The sequence below is a fragment of the Streptomyces sp. NPDC001980 genome (assembly GCF_040296885.1).
Classification (GTDB): domain Bacteria; phylum Actinomycetota; class Actinomycetes; order Streptomycetales; family Streptomycetaceae; genus Streptomyces.
Window position 1 is genome coordinate 1 of sequence record NZ_JBEOYD010000055.1, and the last position, 16,910, is coordinate 16,910.

Here is a 16,910-nt window from a genome sequence, read left to right on the forward strand (position 1 = left end):
GCCGACCGGGCGGCCTGCCGGTCAGACGCCGACCGTCTCCTCGGCCTCCTCCTCGGCTTCCGCCACCTCGTCGGTCAGTCCGGCGGGAGACTCCGGTACGACCACGGCGGCGGCCGGTGCCGCCTTGGCCCGCTCGTGGGCCGCGGCGATCGCGGTGACCGCGAGGCCGGCCAGCAGCCAGACCGCGAGGGTCCACACGTTCCGGCCCAGGCCGTCGCTGCCGAAGTACAGCAGGCTGCGGACGCCCTCGACGAAGCCGGCGCCGTTCCAGAAGGCGTGCAGGGTGCCGAAGAAGCCGTTCTGCAGCTCGGGGCGGAACAACCCGCCGGAGCTGGTGAAGTTGAGCATCACGAACAGCACCATCATGGCCAGCGTGGTCCACCGCTTGAGGAAGGTGTGCAGGCCGACGCCGATGAGGAGGATGCCGGCGGAGTAGAGCCAGGCCATGCCCCAGACCCCGGCCAGGTCGTGGTGGGCGAGGTGGAACACCGGTCCGGCGAGGAACGCGCCGATGCCGCTGACGACGGCGGAGACGCCGAGCGCGAGCAGGGCGCGTATCCGCATGGGGAGCGCCGCGCCGGCCGCGCCGAGGGCGGCGACCGAGGCGTAGGAGCCGATGCTCACGGCGATGAGCAGGAAGAAGAGGCCCTGTCCGGTGGGGTCGTCGGCGACCGGCTTGGCGACATCGGTGACCTTGAGGGCCGCGCCGTTCTTCTCGGCGACCGGGGCGAAGACCTTCTCGACGGCCGTGGCGCCCATGTCGGAGGCGGCGCCGGCGACGATCAGCTCCGGAGCCTTGGCGCTCGGCACGTAGGCGCCGGTCACGGTACGGGACCTGAGCAGGTCGACGGCCGCGGCGCGGGTGGGGACGGTACGGACGTCGAGCTTGTCGCCGGCGGTGTCCTTGATGGTCTGCGCCAACACCTTCGCTTCCGGTCCGGCGCCGACCACGGCCACCGGCATGTGGTTCGGCTCCGGGTGGACGAACGCGCCCATGTAGGCGAGCCCCATGCCCAGGCACATCAGTAGCGGGGTGATCAGGTGCGTGAGCACATGGCGCAGGGCCGGTGACCTCATCGCGTACGACCTCCAGAACCTTCCGGGCCAAACTGGTTGGCTTATACAACTCACGAGCAAGTTGTAGTATACAACTAGATCGTCGGAGGAGGCATTCCCATGAGGACGTTGCCGTGGAAGGCGCGGCCGTCGAAGGTGTTCCCGTGACTACGGCGGAGACGGCAGTGGAGACCATCCAGCGCGAGATGACGACGTTCGCGCGCCGGGCCCGGGCGTCGGCCGGGCGCATGCACCCCGAGCTGTCGCTGGTGTCGTACACGCTGCTCGGGCATCTGGAGGAGCGCGGCGGCTGCCGGGCCACCGACCTGGCCGCGCACTACGCGCTGGACAAGTCGACGGTCAGCCGGCAGGTGGCGGCGCTGGAGCGTGCGGGGCTCGTCGAGCGGCGTCTGGACCCGGAGGACCACCGGGTCCAGGTGCTGCATCTGACGGAGGCGGGAGAGGAGATCCTGGCGCAGGTCACGCGGAGCCGCCGGGCCGCCTTCCGGGAGCGGCTGGCGGACTGGCCGGAGGCGGACCTGGTCAGGTTCGCCGGATACCTGGAGCGCTACAACGCCGGTACCCCGGCGGGCTCCGCCGACGACTGACCGAGCTGCTCCGGCACCCTGGCCGCGACGAAGGCGGTACGGCGGCGCAGGCGGAAGCCGAGCGACTCGTACAGCCGGATGGCGGTGGTGTTCTCGGCGCCGGTGTGCAGGAAGGGCGTCTCGCCGCGCTCCCGGATGCCGTACGCGACCGCGCGGATGAGCCGGGTCGCGAGGCCCTCGCCGCGGTGGGCCGGGTCGGTGCAGACCGCGCTGATCTCGGTCCAGCCCGGCGGGTGCAGCCGCTCCCCCGCCATCGCGATCAGCCTGCCCTCGCGCCGGATGCCCAGGTAGGTGCCGAGTTCGATGGTGCGGGGCAGGAACGGGCCGGGGCGGGTGCGCTCGACCAGGTCGAGGATCTCGGGTACGTCGGCCGGTCCGAGCCGGACCGCGGCCGGCTCCGGCACGGCGTCCATGCCCTCGTCCACCAGCTGTACGCCCGCGATGTTCATCGTGAGCTCCCAGCCCTCCGGGAGCTCACCGCGGTAGCCGGGCAGCGGGACCTCCGCGCCGGGGCCGGCCAGGGCGGCGAGGTCCGCCCAGTCGTCGGCGTCGGGATCGTCGGGCAGCGCCAGCCACGGGGAGACGTCGACGGGATAGCGCAGGATCCGGCCGCGCCGCTCGGCGAAGAGGACGTGCGGGCCGGTGAGCGAGGCGCGGGCGGGGTTGTCCAGGACGTGCGGAGCGCCCTCGCGGGCGTTCGGGACGCTCATTCGGCGACCTCGATCACGATCTTGCCGAGGGCGTGCCCGTCCTCGACGGCGCGCAGCGCCTCGTCGGCCTTCTCCAGCGGGAAGGTCCCCGAGACATGCGGGTCGAGTTCACCGGCCACGACCAGCTCGGCGACCTCGTCCAGGACCGCAGCGGTGCGGGCGCGTTCCACCCGGGCCCCGCCCAGCGCGGCGACGGTCTCCGGCGGGGCGCCCGCCGTGATCAGCTTGGTGCGGTCCGCGAGCAGTCCGGCGGCCTCGGCGAGCACCTCGCCGCCGACCAGGTCGTAGACGCCGTCCACGCCCTGGGGCGCGGCCGCCCGCACCCGGTCGGCCAGCCCCGGGCCGGAGGGCACGTGCACGGCGCCCAGCGACTCCACGAGGTCCTTCTTGCCCTCGCTCGCCACGCCGACCACCCACAGGCCCCAGGCGTGGGCGATCTGCAGGGCCGCCGCGCCGACTCCCCCGCCCGCACCGGTGACCAGCAGGGTCGCGCCCTCGGGCAGGTCGAGCTGGCGCACGCCGTCGTAGGCGGTGGCTCCGGCGACCGGCAGGGTGGCGGCGTCGGCGAAGGACAGCGCGGCGGGCTTGTGCGCGGTCACGGACGCCGTCAGCAGGGCGTACTCGGCGAACGCACCGCCGGGCGTGTTGCCGAAGACCTCGTCGCCGACCGCGAAGCCGGTCACGCCCTCGCCGGTCTCCTCGACCACACCGGCGGCCTCGCTGCCGAGGACGACCGGGAAGCGCGCCTCCCCCTCGCCGGGGCGGCGGAAGCCGTTCCGCAGCTTCCAGTCGACGGGGTTGACTCCCGCCGCGCGGACCGCGATCAGCAGTTCACCGGGACCGGGAACCGGCCGGTCCAGCTCGGCGAAGGCCTCGGTCTCGGGCCCGCCGTGCCTGGTGTAGACGTACGCCTTGGGCATCGTGTTTCCTCGCTCTCTGGTGCTGTCACCGGTGTCCCGGCAGCCGCACTCAGCGGCAAGGACGGGCACGGGGCGGCTATTCCCGCACCCGCGGATCGTTCATACGGCCGCAATGATCGGGGGCCTGACCAGGGCGGGAGCACCCGATCGGACGTCGTACGGTTGAAGCATGAACGTCACCCGAGGCTTCGCCGGCCGCCCCCGTGTCCACAACGCCGGTCTGCCGCCCGGCCAGTACGACACGGGCGAGGACTGGCCGGTGCTGTCCGCCGAGGTGACGCCGGAGCTGGCGCCGGCCGACTGGTCGTTCCGCATCGACGGTCTGGTGACCGAGCCGCGCACCTGGGACTGGGACGCGGCGCAGGCGCTGCCCGCGTCGGCCTACGAGGGTGCCATCCACTGCGTGACCAGCTGGTCGAAGTTCGGGGTCCGATTCGGCGGCGTCTCACTGGACGCGTTCTTCGATGTGGTGCGCCCACATGGTTCCGCCACACATGCCGTCGCCTACTCGCACACGGGCTACACCGCCAACCTGCCGCTCGCGGACCTCACCGGCGGGCGGGCCTGGATCGCCTTCGAGTACGAGGGTGAGCCGCTGCCCGCCGAACACGGCGGCCCGGCACGGCTGCTGGTGCCCCACCTGTATTTCTGGAAGAGCGCCAAGTGGATCGCCGGCATCACCCTCCTCGACCACGACGAGCCGGGCTTCTGGGAGCGCAACGGCTACCACGCGCGGGGCAACCCGTGGCAGGAGCAGAGGTACGCCGGTGACTGAGACGACGACCACCGGGACTGCCTTCGCTCCCCCGACGCGCTTCGCGGTGCCCGGGCGCATCGAGGTCGGCGGTCAGGCCGCGGCGGTGTGGCAGACGGCCACGCTCACCGGGATACGGCGCGAGACCCCGCACGCGGCGACCTTCCGGTTCGCGGTGCCGGCCTGGGCGGGGCATCTGCCGGGGCAGCACCTGATGCTGCGGCTGACCGCCGCGGACGGCTACACGGCCCAGCGCCACTACTCCCTCGCCTCCCCGCCGGACGACGCCGGGCACATCGAGCTGACGCTGGACCACGTCCCGGGCGGCGAGGTCTCCGGCTGGTTCCACACGGTGGCCCGGCCCGGTGACACCGTCGAGGTGCGCGGTCCGCTGAGCGGCTTCTTCGCCTGGCCGGGCGACCGGCCCGCGCTGCTGGTCGGTGCCGGTTCCGGGGTCGTACCGCTGATGTCGATGGTCCGGCACCACCGGATCCGGGCCCTGGACGTGCCGCTGCGCATGGTGGTGTCGGCACGCTCCCCCGAGGAGCTGATCTACGCGCGGGAGCTGGGCACCGAGACCACGACCGTGTTCACCCGCGCCGCACCCCAGGGTGTCCCGGTGGGACGTATGTCCGCCTCACATGTGGCCCCGCTCCTGGCCGCGCAGCCCGAGGGTGGGTGGGAGGCCTATGTGTGCGGCTCCAACGGGTTCGCGGAGCACGCCTCACGGCTGCTCGTGGCGGCCGGACAACCGGTGGACCGGATCCGCATCGAGCGGTTCGGCTGAGCCGCGGCGCCCCGGGCGGCCGACCGGCCGGGCAGCACAGGACCGGTGCGCGGAGCCGGGGCGGGGCTTGCAGAGCCGGGGCGTTCGGCTCCGGACATGCGGTCCGGGGGCGTGCGGTCAGTGGGTCCCGGGGGCGCCGGGACGGGCGGGCGGCGCGCGCCGGAACCCGTGCTTCAGCCGGTCCCGCACCCGTACCTCCGGACGGTGGGCGAGGTGCTCCGAACGGGGTACCAGTCCCCGTGTGGACGCTCGCATGCGAGCGGGGGCACGCTGGGAGCTGCGGACCGGCTGTCCGGCCCTCCGGCTCTTGTGGCGGCGAGGAGGTCGACATGCGTACCCGGGTGCGTGGCTGGCGCTGGCGGCAGAACCCGCTGCGGCGCAAGTCCGACATGGTGGAGGCGTGGATCGCGCTCGCCGTCGCGGTCCTGCTGTGCGTGGGGGCACCCCTGGTGGGTGCGGTGGCGGGGCTCTGGGCCCATGAGCAGGCGCGGTCGGTGGCGGCGGTGGAGCGGGCCGAGCGGCACATGGTGCGGGCCGTGGTCGTCGGCGGCACCCCGGAGCAGCTGCCGTCGGTGCAGGGCGGCGACCGGGCGCACGCCTACCAGACGAATGTCCGCTGGACCGTGCCCGGCGAGGGGACGAAGACCGCGTCGGCCCGGGTGCCGGCGGGGACCCGGACCGGTGACGTGGTGGACGTGTGGTTCGACCGGCAGGGGCACGGGGTCGCCCCGCCGCCCGACGAGGTCGCCGTCTGGCAGCACACGGTCACCGTGGGCCTGTGCGGGGCGAGCGGCGCGGCGGCCGTGGTACTGCTCGGCCACGGCGTCGTGCGCCGGGTGGCGCTGCGCCACCGGCTCGCCGAGTGGGAGCAGGAGTGGGCCCGCACCGGACCGGACTGGACCCGTGGCCGCGCCTGAGACGCCTGCCCGGGCTGCCCGCGTCGACCGGCCCGGGCCACCGCCCTCGTCCCGCCACCGCCCTCGCCCACACCCGGGCCTCAGGCTCGGCGCTCGCCGCTGCGACCGAGGTGACCCGACCACCCGCCCCGGCCACCCGGTCGCCCGGGGTTCTTCCGCCTGCCGTCCACGACCGGCCGCCCGGCATCCCTGACCAGCAGCTCCACAGCTGACGGCAGATGCTTTTCGCAGTTTTCGGACTGTGCAGAGGCCTGGCGATTCATCGGATCACCCACGTACGGTGTGATCATCCGCACCTACCCTTCTCCAAGGCGGTTGTTGATGGCCCTGTTCGACCTCCCCCTCGACGAGCTTCGGGAACACCGCAGTGCGTCGGTGGCGCCCGACGACTTCGACGCCTTCTGGTCCAGGACGCTCCAGGAAACGCGCGAGCACGGTCTCGACGCCCGTTTCGAGCCGGTCGACGCCGGGCTGTCCACGGTCGACGTCTACGACGTGACGTTCGCCGGGTTCGGCGGCCACCCGGTCAAGGGCTGGCTGCGGCTGCCGGCCGGCACCACCGAGCCGCTGCCGCTGGTCGTGGAGTTCGTCGGGTACGGCGGCGGGCGCGGGCTGGCGCACGAGAACCTGCTCTGGGCGTCGACGGGACGGGCGCACTTCACGATGGACACCCGCGGCCAGGGCAGCGCCTGGGGCGGCGGGGGCGGCACCGCGGACCCGGTGGGCAGTGCGCCGGCGTACCCCGGGTTCATGACCCGTGGCATCGACGCGCCCGAGAACTACTACTACCGCAGGGTGTTCACGGACGCGGTCCGCGCGGTGGAGGCGGCCCGTTCGCATCCGCTGACCGACGCGACGCGGACCGCGGTGCTCGGCGCCAGCCAGGGCGGCGGGATCACCATCGCGGTCGGCGGTCTGGTCCCGGACCTGGTGGCGGTCGCGCCGGACGTGCCGTTCCTGTGCGACTTCCCGCGGGCAACCACCCTGACGGACCGTCACCCGTACCGGGAGATCGCCCTGTTCCTCAAGACCCACCGCGGCCGCTCGGCGGACGTGCAGCGCACCCTCTCCTACTTCGACGGGGTGCACTTCGCGGCGCGCGGCCGCGCCCCGGCGCTGTTCTCTGCGGCCCTGGAGGACCAGACCTGTCCGCCCTCCACGGTCTACGCGGCCTTCAACTCCTGGGCGCACGAGGACAAGACGATCGAGGTGTACGACTTCAACGACCACGAGGGCGGCGGCCCGTACCACGAGGCGGCGAAGGCGCGCTGGCTGCGCTCGTACGTCTGAGGAGGCGGCGGAGATGGACACGCGGGAGGCCGCCGAGCGGTTCGTCCGGGTCTGGGAGCGGGGCTGGGCCGCGCACGACGTGGATGCGCTGCTCGCCCTGTACGCCGAGGACTGCGTGCACCGCTCGATGCCGTTCCGCGCCCCGCACCGGGGGCGGGACGAACTCGCCGCCTATCTGCGCTGGTCGTTCGAGGCGGAACGGGTGACGGACGTCCGCTTCTCGGCGCCGCTGGTGGGCCCGGACGGGGTCGCGGCGGCGGAGTTCCGGGTGCGGTCGGAGGAAGGGGGTACGGCGGCCACGCTGGCGGGGTGCGTGTTCGTGCGCTTCGACGCGCGGGGCCTCGCGGTGGAGTCCCGCGACTACTGGCACACCGCGGAGGGGCACCAGGAGCCGGCCGGGGGACTCTTCCTCCTCTGACCTTCCCTCCAGTCCGACCAGTCGGTACGTTCGGGATGCCCGGGCCGCAGCGTCGCGGTCCGGGTTTTCCGGCGTACGACGGAGGGCGCATGTCCGAGCACGAGTCACAGCCCCAGCCCCAGCCCCAGCAGCCGCAGGTCCACGGTCACTGCGATCCGCGTTTCGCGGCGGTGCGGGAGGCGTTCGAGGAGAACTTCCGGGACCGGGAGGAGCTGGGCGCCGCCGTCGCGGTGACGGTCGGCGGCGAGACGGTGGTGGACCTGTGGGGCGGCTGGGCCGATCCGGCGCACAGCCGGCCGTGGGAACGGGACACCGTGGTCAACGTCTGGTCCACCACCAAGGGCCCGGTGGCCCTGTGTGCGCACATCCTGGCCGACCGGGGGCTGCTCGACCTCGACGCGCCGGTGGCGGACTACTGGCCCGAGTTCGCGGCGGCCGGCAAGGAGCGGGTCCTGGTCCGTCACCTGCTCTCGCACCGGGCCGGGCTGTCCGGGCTGCGCGAGCCGCACTCGCTCCAGGACCTGTACGACTGGGAGCTGACGACCGCGCGACTGGCGGCGACGGAGCCCTGGTGGGAGCCGGGGACCCGATCCGGGTATCACGCGCTCAGCTACGGCTTTCTGGTCGGCGAGGTGGTGCGGCGGGTGTCGGGACTGCTGCCCGGGGCGTTCCTGGAACGGGAGGTCACCGGGCCGCTGGGGGTCGACTTCACCGTCGGGCTGCCGGAGAAGGAATCGGGCCGGGCGGCCGAGCTGGTGCATCCCCGGGGCGTGTCGGACAGCGAACAGGCCGCGATCTTCAGCCAGCTGGCGCCCGCCGCGGTCGCCGCCCTGGCCAACCCGGGCGTGGGCGCGACCGCGGCGAACACCCCCGAGTGGCGGGCGGCCGAGATCCCGGCGGCCAACGGGCACGGCACGGCCCGGGCGGTCGCGGCGCTGTACGGGGTGTTCGCGGGCCGGGGCGAGTACGGCGGGCTGCGCGTGCTGTCGCCGGAGGCGGCCGAGCGGGTGCGGGAGGGCCAGGGCAGCTGCCGCGACCTGGTGCTGGGGGCGGGTTTCGAGCACGAGACCGAGATCGGGCTCGGACTCTGGCTGAGCGGACCGAACGGCTCGTACGGGCCGAATCCGCGCGCCTTCGGGCACGACGGGTTCGGCGGCTCCTGCGGGTTGGCCGACCCGGAAGCGGGGATCTCCCTCGGATACGTCATGAACCGCATGGGACCGCGGATCGCCGACGACCCGCGGAAGACAGCGCTGGTCAACGCCGTTTACGCGAGTCTGTGAGGCCCGCACGGTTTCGGCCGAACCCGGCGGCCGCTCTTCCCTGATGGTTTAGACCAATGCTAGATGTGGTCGCGGAACGAACCCGCACGGCTACGTCTTGTCATCGGGCCCGCCGGCAGGCGTCAGCACGCCTGTCCGCGTGCCCGGTGACCAAGCCCTGTCACCCACAGGAGGCGCGGCATGGCCCGCACCACCCCCCACGACCACTCCGAGAACGAAGGGCAGCCCCTGTACTGGCGGATCGCGACACAACTCCTGGGCGAACTGCGCGACGGCACCCTGCCGCCCGGGGAACGGCTGCCGGCGGAACGGCAGTTGGCGCGGCACTTCGGAGTCAGCCGGGAGACCGTCCGGCAGGCGCTGGAGGTGCTGCGGCACAGCGGACTGGTGGCCACCGACCGACGGGGCAGTCACGCGACGCTGCACGGCCGTCCGGTGGAGAGCCCGGTCTCCCTGGCCTTTCCGGTGGGCGCCGGGCCCACGGAGCACGGCGCGGTCGACCGGGCCACGGTGACCTGGGAGGAGCCACCGCCCGAGCACGCGGCGGCGCTCGGGCTGGCCCCGCACCGGCCGACCCTGGTGCACCGTTATGAGTCCGCCTCCCCCGACGGCCACGCCCTGCGCACCGCCGTGACCTCGTTCTCGGCGGTGGCCCTGACCGAGGTCGAGGAACTGGGCCGCTACCGGGACCGGGCCGACGGCTGTGCCGCCGCACAGCTGCGCCGGGCCTACGACTGGATGCGCAAGGCGGGCCTCACCCTGCACCACCGGGACTCCATCACCCAGGTCGCGGACGCGTCCTCGGTGCGGGTGACCCGCCGGGTGCACGACCAGTACGCTCGCCCGCTGGAGATCACCGACCTGGTGGTGGACGCCCAGCAGGACGCGCTGGTCTACGAGTTCACGGTGCCTGCCGCGGGCTGACCGCGACGGGCCACGACCAGCCGGGCGCGGGGGCTGCCGTCCTCGCGCTCGCCGAACTCGGGCAGCGGGTACAGGTCCGTGCCGAACCCCGCCCGCGCCAACTCCGCCAGCACGTCGCGGAGTCGGAAGGCCCGGTAGTACATGACGAACGGGGGCCGCCAGAGGGCGTTGCGGACCCGCATCACGGCGTCGAAGCCCAGCAGCATCCAGAACCCGGGGCTGGTGGGCCGCGGCGGCGCGAGCACCGGGAAGGCGAAGGTGCCGCCCGGTCGCAGCACCGCGTGGACCTGGTCGAAGAGGCCGGGCAGCTCCCTGGGCAGGAAGTGACCGAACGCCCCGAAGCTGACGACCAGGTCGAAGCCGGGCCCGAACGGCAGGGCCCGGGCGTCGCCACGCACGTAGGTGACGTCCGGGCCCTCGGGCGGGGACTGCCGGCGGGCGATCTCCAGCATGCCGGCACTGAAGTCGACCCCGGTGACGCTGCGCCGGCACACCTGGGCCAGCACCTGGGTACCGGCTCCCGTCCCGCAGCACAGGTCGAGACCGTCCTCGAACGGACCGAGCGGGGTGAGCGCCTTCGCGACCGCGTCGAGGACCGGGTCGGGTGTCCGGAAGGGGGTGTGGTCGAACTTCGGGGCCAGCAGGTCGTAGCCGCGCTCTACCGAGGACAGCGCCTGGACGGTGAGTTCACGGAGGCTCGGGCCTTCGGGGCTGAACATCCGGCCAGCTTACGGGAGCACACGGCGCGGGCGCGGCCCAGCGGGGGCCACGCCCGCGCCGTCCGGTGTCACGCCACCGTGAGCGTGAGGGCGCCCGTGTAGGTGGAGCCCGCGGTGATCGCCGTCTCGATGCCGCCGACCGTCAGCTTCACGGTCCTGCCGCGCGGCGCCCGCACAGCCGCGTCGGCCGCGAGGGTGAGGCTGGTCAGGTACGACGTCCCGGTGACCGTCCACGTCGAGCCGCTGTTCAGCTTCACCACCACGCCGTTGTTGACGGCGGCCTGCGCGGTGTTGGTGACGATGCCCAGCTCGTAGAAGGTGGAGGAGTCGATCGAGGAGACCCGGTGCTTGGCCTTCGTCGCCGAGATGACGCCCTCGACACGGGAGTCCTCGAAGGTGAGGACCATGTTCTTGCCGTTGCGCATGCCGTTGTAGAAGTCGCCCTGCAGCCGGATGGAGCTGAAGGTGGCGGCGCCGTCGGTGGAGTGGACGGCGGTGACGTCGAACGAGGAGTTCTTCACCGGGTCGGTGGTGGGCTCGGTGTAGACCCCGACGTTCATCATCTTGCCGTTGACGTTGACCGGGCCCGGGTCGTCCAGCTCGATCATCTGCAGGATGACGCCGTCCCGCGGGTTGAGCCGGGCACCCTGCGAACCGTCCACCGAAATCGTGGTCTGCTGGCCCTTGTTGAGGAAGGTGGCCCGCTCGGAGTTGACGACGGTGCCGCCGTCCAGGGTGAGTTGACCGGCGCCGAAGAACATGTAGCCGAAGTGACCGGAGTTCACCACCGTGCTGCGCTCCGGGATGCTCTGCAACTCGGCGTTGGACAGGCCGAGTTCCAGCTCGGTGTTGAGGGCGGCGACCGCGTCGCGGGTGCTGTCGCCGTAGTGCACGACGGCGGCCGGCCCGGCGATGATCGTCGCGTAGGAGCCGACGTCGAAGCGGGAGCCGAGCACGCGGACCGTGGCGTCACCGATGGCGTAGGTGCCGTAGCCGTAGTCGCCGGTGTTGCCGACGTGGCTGTTGATCGCGGTCAGCTTCAGGCCGCTGCCGCCCTCGACCGACAGCGCGCCCCAGGTCTCCGAGAACACGGTCGAGTTGAGGTAGGTGGCGATGCTGCCCGCGCCGATCAGGTTGGTGGCGCGGACGTTGCCGTCCAGGCCCAGCATCCAGGGCACCGACTCCATGTACGGGGTCTCGACGGTGGCCTGGTAGTCGGCGGGCAGGACGCCGTTGCGGGCGCGCAGGAAGGAGTCCTTGACGAGGACGTTGGCACCGCCGTCGGCGATGACGGTCGTACGGACCACACCCTTGGTGCTGACCCGGGCGCCGTCCACGACCAGTTTGGTCGCCGAGCCGTCGCCGACCACGGCCGCGCCGTACCCGGCGAAGTCCGAGCGCCCGTTGCCGTCGAGGGTGATGGTGGGGCTCTGCAGGGTGTAGCTGCCGCTCTCGACGTACACGCCGTTGAAGCACTCGCCGGTGGAGGCGATGGACACGTTCCGGGCGGCCGTGTCGGTGACCTTGCCGCCGCGTACGGCGGAGAGCACGGACTTGGCGGAGTCGACCCCGTCGGAACCGACGTACAGGGCCTGCCGGAACGGGAAGGTCAGCGTCTGGTAGGTGACGTCGTTGGACTCGGCGACCGTGAGGACGACGTCACCCCGGTAGGTGCCGGCCTGGATGAGGGTCCCGGTGGCGCCGGTCGCGGTGAGCAGCTGGCCGGTCTCCACGCCGTCGACGGTGAGGCTGATGTCGTACCCGTCCGGGGCGACGATCTTTCCGCCGTCCCCGATGGTCAACTGGCTGACCTGGGTGGTCGCGGCGAGTTCGTAGGTCTCCCCCGCGGCGACGGAGATCGTCCTGCCCGACGCCTTCGGCGCGGCGGTGGCGGTGCCGGCGGCGACCGGAACGAGCACGGCCGCTGCCGTGGCGGAACCGGCGATCAGGAACGAGCGTCGGGATGTCAGCGTCATTGCGGGCCTTTCCACGGGTGGAGTGCGCGAGTGCAGCGTCGCGCAGAGTTACGAGTCGCCCGTCGAAACCAAGGCGACGAAAGCACCTGAGGTGCGCAGGTGGGAGTGAATCAGCCCTGGGAAACCCGGGACAGGCATTGCGCACACGCATCCCGGAACCCGATGCCTTCGATCGTGCAGCCCACTTCATGGCGATCACACAGAGTGGCCACAGTCCCCGGCGGCGGGCACGCACGACGGCGAGGTGGACGGCCCGCGCGCCGTTCACCTCGCCGTTCTCGACCACGTGCCTATGCCGGGGCGATCATCCCCGCCGACAGGTCGATGTCCGCCCCGCACAGTCCCGGCATCGCGAGCATGGCAACCAGCGCCCGCGCGACCTCGTCCTCCTCCACCAGCCGCCCGAGCGCGGCCCGGGAGGCGAAGTCCCGTTCCGCCTCCTCGGCGGTGCAGCCGGTGAGTTCGGCGGTGAGCCGGAAGTTGCGGTCCATGCGGGGTCCCCGGACCGGGCCCGGGGAGAGGGAGTTGACCGCGACGCCGTGCGGGCCCACCTCGCCGGCCAGCGTCCGGGTGAGGCCGATCAGCGCCATCTTGGAGGCGGTGTACGGCGTACGGTTGAGCAGCGGCCGTTTGCCGCTGACCGAGGCGACGTTGACGATGTCGCCCCGTCCGGCGGCGAGCATGGGCGGCAGGAAGGCCCGGCACATGAGATAGACGCCGCGTACGTTGGCGGCGAACACGTCGTCCCACTCGCCGGGTTCTATGTCGACGAGCGGCCGCACCGGTCCCGCGACGCCCGCGTTGTTGACGAGCAACGACACGTCCTCGTCGAAGAGTTGGACGGCCAGCGCGCGCACGGCAGCGGGGTCGGAGACGTCGCACACCGCCGTGCGGGCCGTCTCGCCGACCTTGGCCGCGGCCTCCGCGAGGGCCCGCTCGTTCCGGCCGACCAGGATCACCCGGGCCCCGGCGTCGGCGAGCGCCAGCGCGAAGGCCCGGCCGAGCGGGCCTCCCCCGCCGGTGACCAGGGCCGTACGGCCGTCCAGGCTCACGCTTCGTTCCACGGCAGCGCATCGCCCGCGGCCCTCGCGGCCCGTACGTCGCCCGAGCGGGCGTGGCCCTCGAACAGCTCGACCCGGGAGGCGCGCCCGCACAAGCGTCCGAGCAGGGCCTGCGAGGCGGTGTCGGTGACCTCCTGGTAGGTGACCGTCTTGAGGTACTTCCCCACCCACAGGCCGCCGGTGTAGCGGGCGGCACCACGTGTGGGCAGCACATGGTTCGTGCCGATGACCTTGTCGCCGAACGACACACAGGTGCCCTCGCCGAGGAACAGGGCGCCGTACTGGGTCATCCGCTCCAGCGCGAGGCGGGGCTCGGCGGTCAGCACCTCGACGTGTTCGAAGGCGAACGCGTCGGCGAGTTCGTACAGTTCGTCGATCGAGCCGACCACGTGCACCTGGCCGTGGTTGCGCCAGGCGGGCTCCGCGTAGTCGCGGGTGGGCATGCCGGGCAGGAGGCGCTCGACTTCGGCGATGGTCTGCTCGGCGACCTCGCGGGAGGTGGTGATCAGGACCGCCGGGGAGTCCGGGCCGTGCTCGGCCTGGGAGAGCAGGTCGACCGCGCAGACGAACGGGTCGGCCCGGTCGTCGGCGAGGACCAGGATCTCCGTGGGGCCGGCGAACAGGTCGATGCCGATCTCGCCGAAGAGCTGGCGCTTGGCCTCGGCGATGTAGGCGTTGCCGGGGCCCGCGATGAGGTTGACCGGCACCATGGTGTCGGTGCCCACGGCCATCGCGGCGACCGCCTGGACGCCGCCGAGCAGCCAGATCTCGTCGGCGCCGGCGAGGTGCATGGCGGCGACGGTGGCGGCGGGGATCTCGCCGTGGATGGGCGGGGTGCAGGCGACCACGCGCGGTACGCCCGCCACCTTGGCGGTGACGATGGTCATGTGGGCGGAGGCGGTGAGCGGGTAGCGGCCGCCGGGGATGTAGGCACCGGCCGCCTGTACCGGGATGTGTTTCTGGCCGAGCTTCACGCCCGGCAGCGTCTCCACCTCGAACTCGCCCATCGAGTCGAGCTGGTGGCGGGCGAAGGTGCGGACCTGCTCCTGGACGAACCTGATGTCGTCGATGACCTGCTGCGGCACCGAGGCGACGATCTTCTCGACCTCCTCCGCGCCCAGTCGGAAGGAGTCGGGGCTCCACCTGTCGAACTTCTCGGAGTACTCGCGGACGGCCGCGTCACCGCGCTCGCGGATGTCCGCGATGACACCGGTCACCGTCTCACGCACCTGGTCGAGGGAGGCGGCCACCTCGGCCCGGGGCACGGCGTGCTTCAGGATCTCTGCCACAACTGCGGCCTTTCTCGGAAGGATCGGGGTTACACCGGGGGCGCTTCGAAGAGCACGTCGGGGTCGTTGAACTGCTCCTTGGCGACCGACTCGCTCATCGGGTCGGCGGTCCCCCACTGGTCCTGGGTGATCGGGTCGTCCACGTCGTGCCGGCCGGGGTGCCACAGGTCCTCTTCGAGGACGGCCAGTTCGGTGGTGTACTCGACGGTGTTGCCGTGCGGGTCGTGGAAGTACGAGAAGGTGTTGTCGCCCGCCAGGTGGCGTCCCGGACCCCAGGTGAGCCGGGTCCCGGCGCGCAGGGCACGCCCGGTGCCGCGCATGTACTCCTCCACCCCCCGCATCTCGAACGAGGCGTGGTGCAGCGACACATGGGGGCCGCGCGCGATGGCGAAGGAGTGGTGCAGCGGGCTGCACCGCAGGAAGTACATGAGGTCGCCCATGTGCGTGGAGTACAGGGTGTCGGTGAGCCGGAAGCCCAGGTGCCGGATGTAGAAGTCGCGGAGCCCCTCCGGGTCCTGGGAGTTGACCACACAGTGCGAGAGCCGCACCGGGATGGCCTCCCGCTCCTCGATCTTGCGATGGGTGCGGGTCGCCACGTCCGCGGAGACCTCGACGACCCGCCCGTCCGGGTCGAAGAAGCGCAGCCCGTAACCGCCGCCCGGGGTGTCCAGCGCCCGGGGCTCGTGGATGACCTGCACCCCGGCCCGCCCCAGACGCACCGCCAGTTCGTCGACGGCCGCCGGTGACACCGCGCCGAAGGCGACGAGGTCCATCCGCTTCCGCTCGTCCTCGCGGATGCGGACGATGTACTGCTCGGGGCTGCCCTCGGCGGCGAAGAACGCGATGCCGCTGTCGTTCGCGACCTCGGTCAGACTCCAGGTGGTGCCGTAGAAGGCGCGCTGGGTGGCGAAGTCCGGTACGGCCAGGTCGACATGGCGCAGATGGGTGATGGGCTGGAAGCTCATGCGTGGCTCCTGACGGTGTTGCGCTGGTGGCCGAGGCCGGTGATCTCCGCGTCGATCACGTCGCCGGGCTTGAGGAAGACCCCCCAGTGCGCGCCGTTGCCGGCCGGGGAGCCGGTGAGCAGCAGGTCGCCCGGGCGCAGGGTGGTGGTCGTGGAGGCGTAGGCGATCAGCCGGGGAATGTCGAAGATCATGTCCTTGGTGGACTCGTCCTGCCGGACCACCCCGTTGTGCCGCAGCGTGATCCGCAGGTCGCCCGGGTCGCCGACGAAGTCCGCGGGGACCAGGAACGGCCCGGTCGGCAGGAAGGTGTCGGCGTTCTTGGCGGTGAACCAGTCGGTGCCGATGGCCTTCAGGTCGGGCCGGTACAGCCGGTCACGGGTGGTGAGGTCGTTGCTGATCGTGTAGCCGGCGACGTACGACATCGCCTCCGCGGCCGGGATGTTCTTTCCCGGCTTCCCGATGACCAGGGCGAGTTCGAGCTCCCAGTCGTGCTGTTCGCCGAGCGCCGGCAGCACGACGTCGTCGTACGGCCCGCACAGTGCGCGCGGTGAGCCGAGGAAGATGTACGGGACGCCGCTCCGGATCCGCTCGTCCATCATCTGCTCGGCGTCGGCGCGGGCCTCCTCGGGGGTGGCGCCGTGCACGCTCTCCTTCTCTGCGGCGACCAGATCGACCACGTGCTTGCGGTAGTTGGCGCCGCTCTGCAGGATCTGGCCGGGTTCGAGCGGCGTCCGGACCCGCAGGCCGGCCAGGTTGTGCCACTCGCCGTCGGTGGCGGCGGCCAGCTCGTGCAGCCGGGGCAGCCAGGTGTCCCAGTCCTCGACCAGCGCGCGTACCGACGCGACCAGGCCGGAGAGGTCGCGGACCCGCGTACCGGCGACCAGGCCGGGGAAGGCGGCTGCGCCGTCGCTGAAGGTGCCGAGCGCGAAGGGTCCGGCGTGGGAGGGGGAAGGTTCGGGCACGGGCGGCTCTCCTCGTACGGGTGGGGGCTCGCCTTCGACGCTAGGCATCGCGTCCGGTCGGCGGAAATGGCCGTTCGCGATGCCTGCCATCGCCTGCGCACCCGTCCCCCGCCTCCCTCGATGCGTGGCTGCGGCCTGCATCGATGTGCGGCCGCGCCGCGTGGGACCGCCATCGCCGTCGGGGATGGATGACGTCCCCCTTGTCGATGCCTCGATCCGTTGACCCTGCACCTACCGCCGATCAGGCTCGATGCCACCCCGAACCGAGGAG

Annotated in this window: 17 protein-coding genes; 8 read left to right on the forward strand and 9 right to left on the reverse strand. The window is 72.4% G+C overall.

What is annotated here, in order from left to right:
- Window positions 1-21: 21 nt before the first annotated feature.
- Window positions 22-1,077, reverse strand: coding sequence for an ABC-2 transporter permease (locus ABT137_RS45245; RefSeq protein WP_351718543.1), 1,056 nt, complete (start codon window positions 1,075-1,077; stop codon window positions 22-24).
- 185 nt (window positions 1,078-1,262) lie between these two features.
- On the opposite strand from ABT137_RS45245, the gene ABT137_RS45250 reads away from it, so the two are divergent.
- Window positions 1,263-1,664, forward strand: a complete 402-nt coding sequence (locus ABT137_RS45250) for a MarR family winged helix-turn-helix transcriptional regulator (protein WP_502984679.1) — start codon at window positions 1,263-1,265, stop codon at window positions 1,662-1,664.
- On the opposite strand, the gene ABT137_RS45255 is transcribed toward ABT137_RS45250, so the two are convergent.
- Window positions 1,625-2,374 carry a GNAT family N-acetyltransferase gene (locus ABT137_RS45255; protein ID WP_351718548.1) on the reverse strand — a complete coding sequence of 250 codons (750 nt, stop codon included), beginning with the start codon at window positions 2,372-2,374 and terminating at the stop codon, window positions 1,625-1,627. The genes ABT137_RS45250 and ABT137_RS45255 overlap by 40 nt on opposite strands.
- Complete coding sequence (locus ABT137_RS45260; protein WP_351718551.1) at window positions 2,371-3,294, reverse strand: NADP-dependent oxidoreductase; 924 nt, start codon at window positions 3,292-3,294, stop codon at window positions 2,371-2,373. Before ABT137_RS45260 ends, ABT137_RS45255 begins: the two co-directional genes overlap by 4 nt.
- Window positions 3,295-3,463: 169 nt before the next feature.
- Here ABT137_RS45260 and ABT137_RS45265 point away from each other — a divergent pair, with 169 nt between their 5' ends.
- The 7 genes from ABT137_RS45265 to ABT137_RS45295 all read left to right on the forward strand — a co-directional run bounded on the left by ABT137_RS45265 (window position 3,464) and on the right by ABT137_RS45295 (window position 9,667).
- Window positions 3,464-4,069 carry a sulfite oxidase-like oxidoreductase gene (locus tag ABT137_RS45265; protein WP_351718553.1) on the forward strand — a complete coding sequence of 202 codons (606 nt, stop codon included), beginning with the start codon at window positions 3,464-3,466 and terminating at the stop codon, window positions 4,067-4,069.
- Window positions 4,062-4,835: a ferredoxin reductase gene (locus tag ABT137_RS45270; protein WP_351718556.1), complete on the forward strand. Its 774-nt coding sequence runs from the start codon at window positions 4,062-4,064 to the stop codon at window positions 4,833-4,835. The genes ABT137_RS45265 and ABT137_RS45270 overlap by 8 nt, the downstream gene beginning before the upstream one ends.
- A 329-nt stretch (window positions 4,836-5,164) precedes the next feature.
- Entirely contained in the window at window positions 5,165-5,752 is a 588-nt protein-coding gene (locus ABT137_RS45275; RefSeq protein ID WP_351718557.1) for an Rv1733c family protein, read from the forward strand.
- A 321-nt stretch (window positions 5,753-6,073) separates the two neighbouring features.
- Window positions 6,074-7,042 (forward strand): acetylxylan esterase, encoded by a 969-nt coding sequence (locus tag ABT137_RS45280; RefSeq protein ID WP_351718560.1) that lies wholly within the window; start codon window positions 6,074-6,076, stop codon window positions 7,040-7,042.
- A 13-nt stretch (window positions 7,043-7,055) separates the two neighbouring features.
- Window positions 7,056-7,460 (forward strand): nuclear transport factor 2 family protein, encoded by a 405-nt coding sequence (locus tag ABT137_RS45285; RefSeq protein WP_351718563.1) that lies wholly within the window; start codon window positions 7,056-7,058, stop codon window positions 7,458-7,460.
- Window positions 7,461-7,549: 89 nt separating this feature from the next.
- The gene (locus tag ABT137_RS45290) at window positions 7,550-8,743 is read left to right on the forward strand and encodes a serine hydrolase domain-containing protein (RefSeq protein ID WP_351718566.1); all 1,194 of its coding nucleotides are present in this window, start codon (window positions 7,550-7,552) and stop codon (window positions 8,741-8,743) included.
- A 180-nt stretch (window positions 8,744-8,923) separates the two neighbouring features.
- Entirely contained in the window at window positions 8,924-9,667 is a 744-nt protein-coding gene (locus ABT137_RS45295; protein WP_351718568.1) for a GntR family transcriptional regulator, read from the forward strand.
- Here the strand turns inward: ABT137_RS45295 and ABT137_RS45300 are convergent.
- From ABT137_RS45300 to ABT137_RS45325, 6 genes are all read right to left on the reverse strand, one after another.
- Complete coding sequence (locus tag ABT137_RS45300; RefSeq protein ID WP_351718569.1) at window positions 9,637-10,386, reverse strand: class I SAM-dependent methyltransferase; 750 nt, start codon at window positions 10,384-10,386, stop codon at window positions 9,637-9,639. The genes ABT137_RS45295 and ABT137_RS45300 overlap by 31 nt on opposite strands.
- A gap of 68 nt (window positions 10,387-10,454) precedes the next feature.
- The gene (locus ABT137_RS45305; protein WP_351718572.1) at window positions 10,455-12,362 is read right to left on the reverse strand and encodes a hypothetical protein; all 1,908 of its coding nucleotides are present in this window, start codon (window positions 12,360-12,362) and stop codon (window positions 10,455-10,457) included.
- A gap of 290 nt (window positions 12,363-12,652) precedes the next feature.
- The gene (locus ABT137_RS45310; RefSeq protein WP_351718574.1) at window positions 12,653-13,414 is read right to left on the reverse strand and encodes an SDR family NAD(P)-dependent oxidoreductase; all 762 of its coding nucleotides are present in this window, start codon (window positions 13,412-13,414) and stop codon (window positions 12,653-12,655) included.
- On the reverse strand, window positions 13,411-14,712 hold the full coding sequence (hisD, locus tag ABT137_RS45315) for a histidinol dehydrogenase (protein ID WP_351718576.1): 1,302 nt from the start codon (window positions 14,710-14,712) through the stop codon (window positions 13,411-13,413). Before hisD ends, ABT137_RS45310 begins: the two co-directional genes overlap by 4 nt.
- Window positions 14,713-14,741: 29 nt before the next feature.
- Window positions 14,742-15,677: a VOC family protein gene (locus tag ABT137_RS45320; RefSeq protein WP_351718579.1), complete on the reverse strand. Its 936-nt coding sequence runs from the start codon at window positions 15,675-15,677 to the stop codon at window positions 14,742-14,744.
- On the reverse strand, window positions 15,674-16,639 hold the full coding sequence (locus ABT137_RS45325) for a fumarylacetoacetate hydrolase family protein (protein ID WP_351718581.1): 966 nt from the start codon (window positions 16,637-16,639) through the stop codon (window positions 15,674-15,676). The genes ABT137_RS45320 and ABT137_RS45325 overlap by 4 nt, the downstream gene beginning before the upstream one ends.
- Window positions 16,640-16,910 lie beyond the last annotated feature (271 nt).

Bases quoted from the DNA above. Each gene is read 5' to 3' on its own strand.
- ABT137_RS45255 (WP_351718548.1), bottom strand. From the start codon at position 2,374: ATGAGCGTCCCGAACGCCCGCGAGGGCGCTCCGCACGTCCTGGACAAC.
- ABT137_RS45265 (WP_351718553.1), top strand. From the start codon at position 3,464: ATGAACGTCACCCGAGGCTTCGCCGGCCGCCCCCGTGTCCACAACGCC.
- ABT137_RS45320 (WP_351718579.1), bottom strand. From the start codon at position 15,677: ATGAGCTTCCAGCCCATCACCCATCTGCGCCATGTCGACCTGGCCGTA.
- ABT137_RS45300 (WP_351718569.1), bottom strand. From the start codon at position 10,386: ATGTTCAGCCCCGAAGGCCCGAGCCTCCGTGAACTCACCGTCCAGGCG.
- ABT137_RS45305 (WP_351718572.1), bottom strand. From the start codon at position 12,362: ATGACGCTGACATCCCGACGCTCGTTCCTGATCGCCGGTTCCGCCACG.
- ABT137_RS45250 (WP_502984679.1), top strand. From the start codon at position 1,263: ATGACGACGTTCGCGCGCCGGGCCCGGGCGTCGGCCGGGCGCATGCAC.
- ABT137_RS45280 (WP_351718560.1), top strand. From the start codon at position 6,074: ATGGCCCTGTTCGACCTCCCCCTCGACGAGCTTCGGGAACACCGCAGT.
- ABT137_RS45245 (WP_351718543.1), bottom strand. From the start codon at position 1,077: ATGAGGTCACCGGCCCTGCGCCATGTGCTCACGCACCTGATCACCCCG.
- ABT137_RS45285 (WP_351718563.1), top strand. From the start codon at position 7,056: ATGGACACGCGGGAGGCCGCCGAGCGGTTCGTCCGGGTCTGGGAGCGG.
- ABT137_RS45295 (WP_351718568.1), top strand. From the start codon at position 8,924: ATGGCCCGCACCACCCCCCACGACCACTCCGAGAACGAAGGGCAGCCC.
- ABT137_RS45290 (WP_351718566.1), top strand. From the start codon at position 7,550: ATGTCCGAGCACGAGTCACAGCCCCAGCCCCAGCCCCAGCAGCCGCAG.
- ABT137_RS45260 (WP_351718551.1), bottom strand. From the start codon at position 3,294: ATGCCCAAGGCGTACGTCTACACCAGGCACGGCGGGCCCGAGACCGAG.
- ABT137_RS45275 (WP_351718557.1), top strand. From the start codon at position 5,165: ATGCGTACCCGGGTGCGTGGCTGGCGCTGGCGGCAGAACCCGCTGCGG.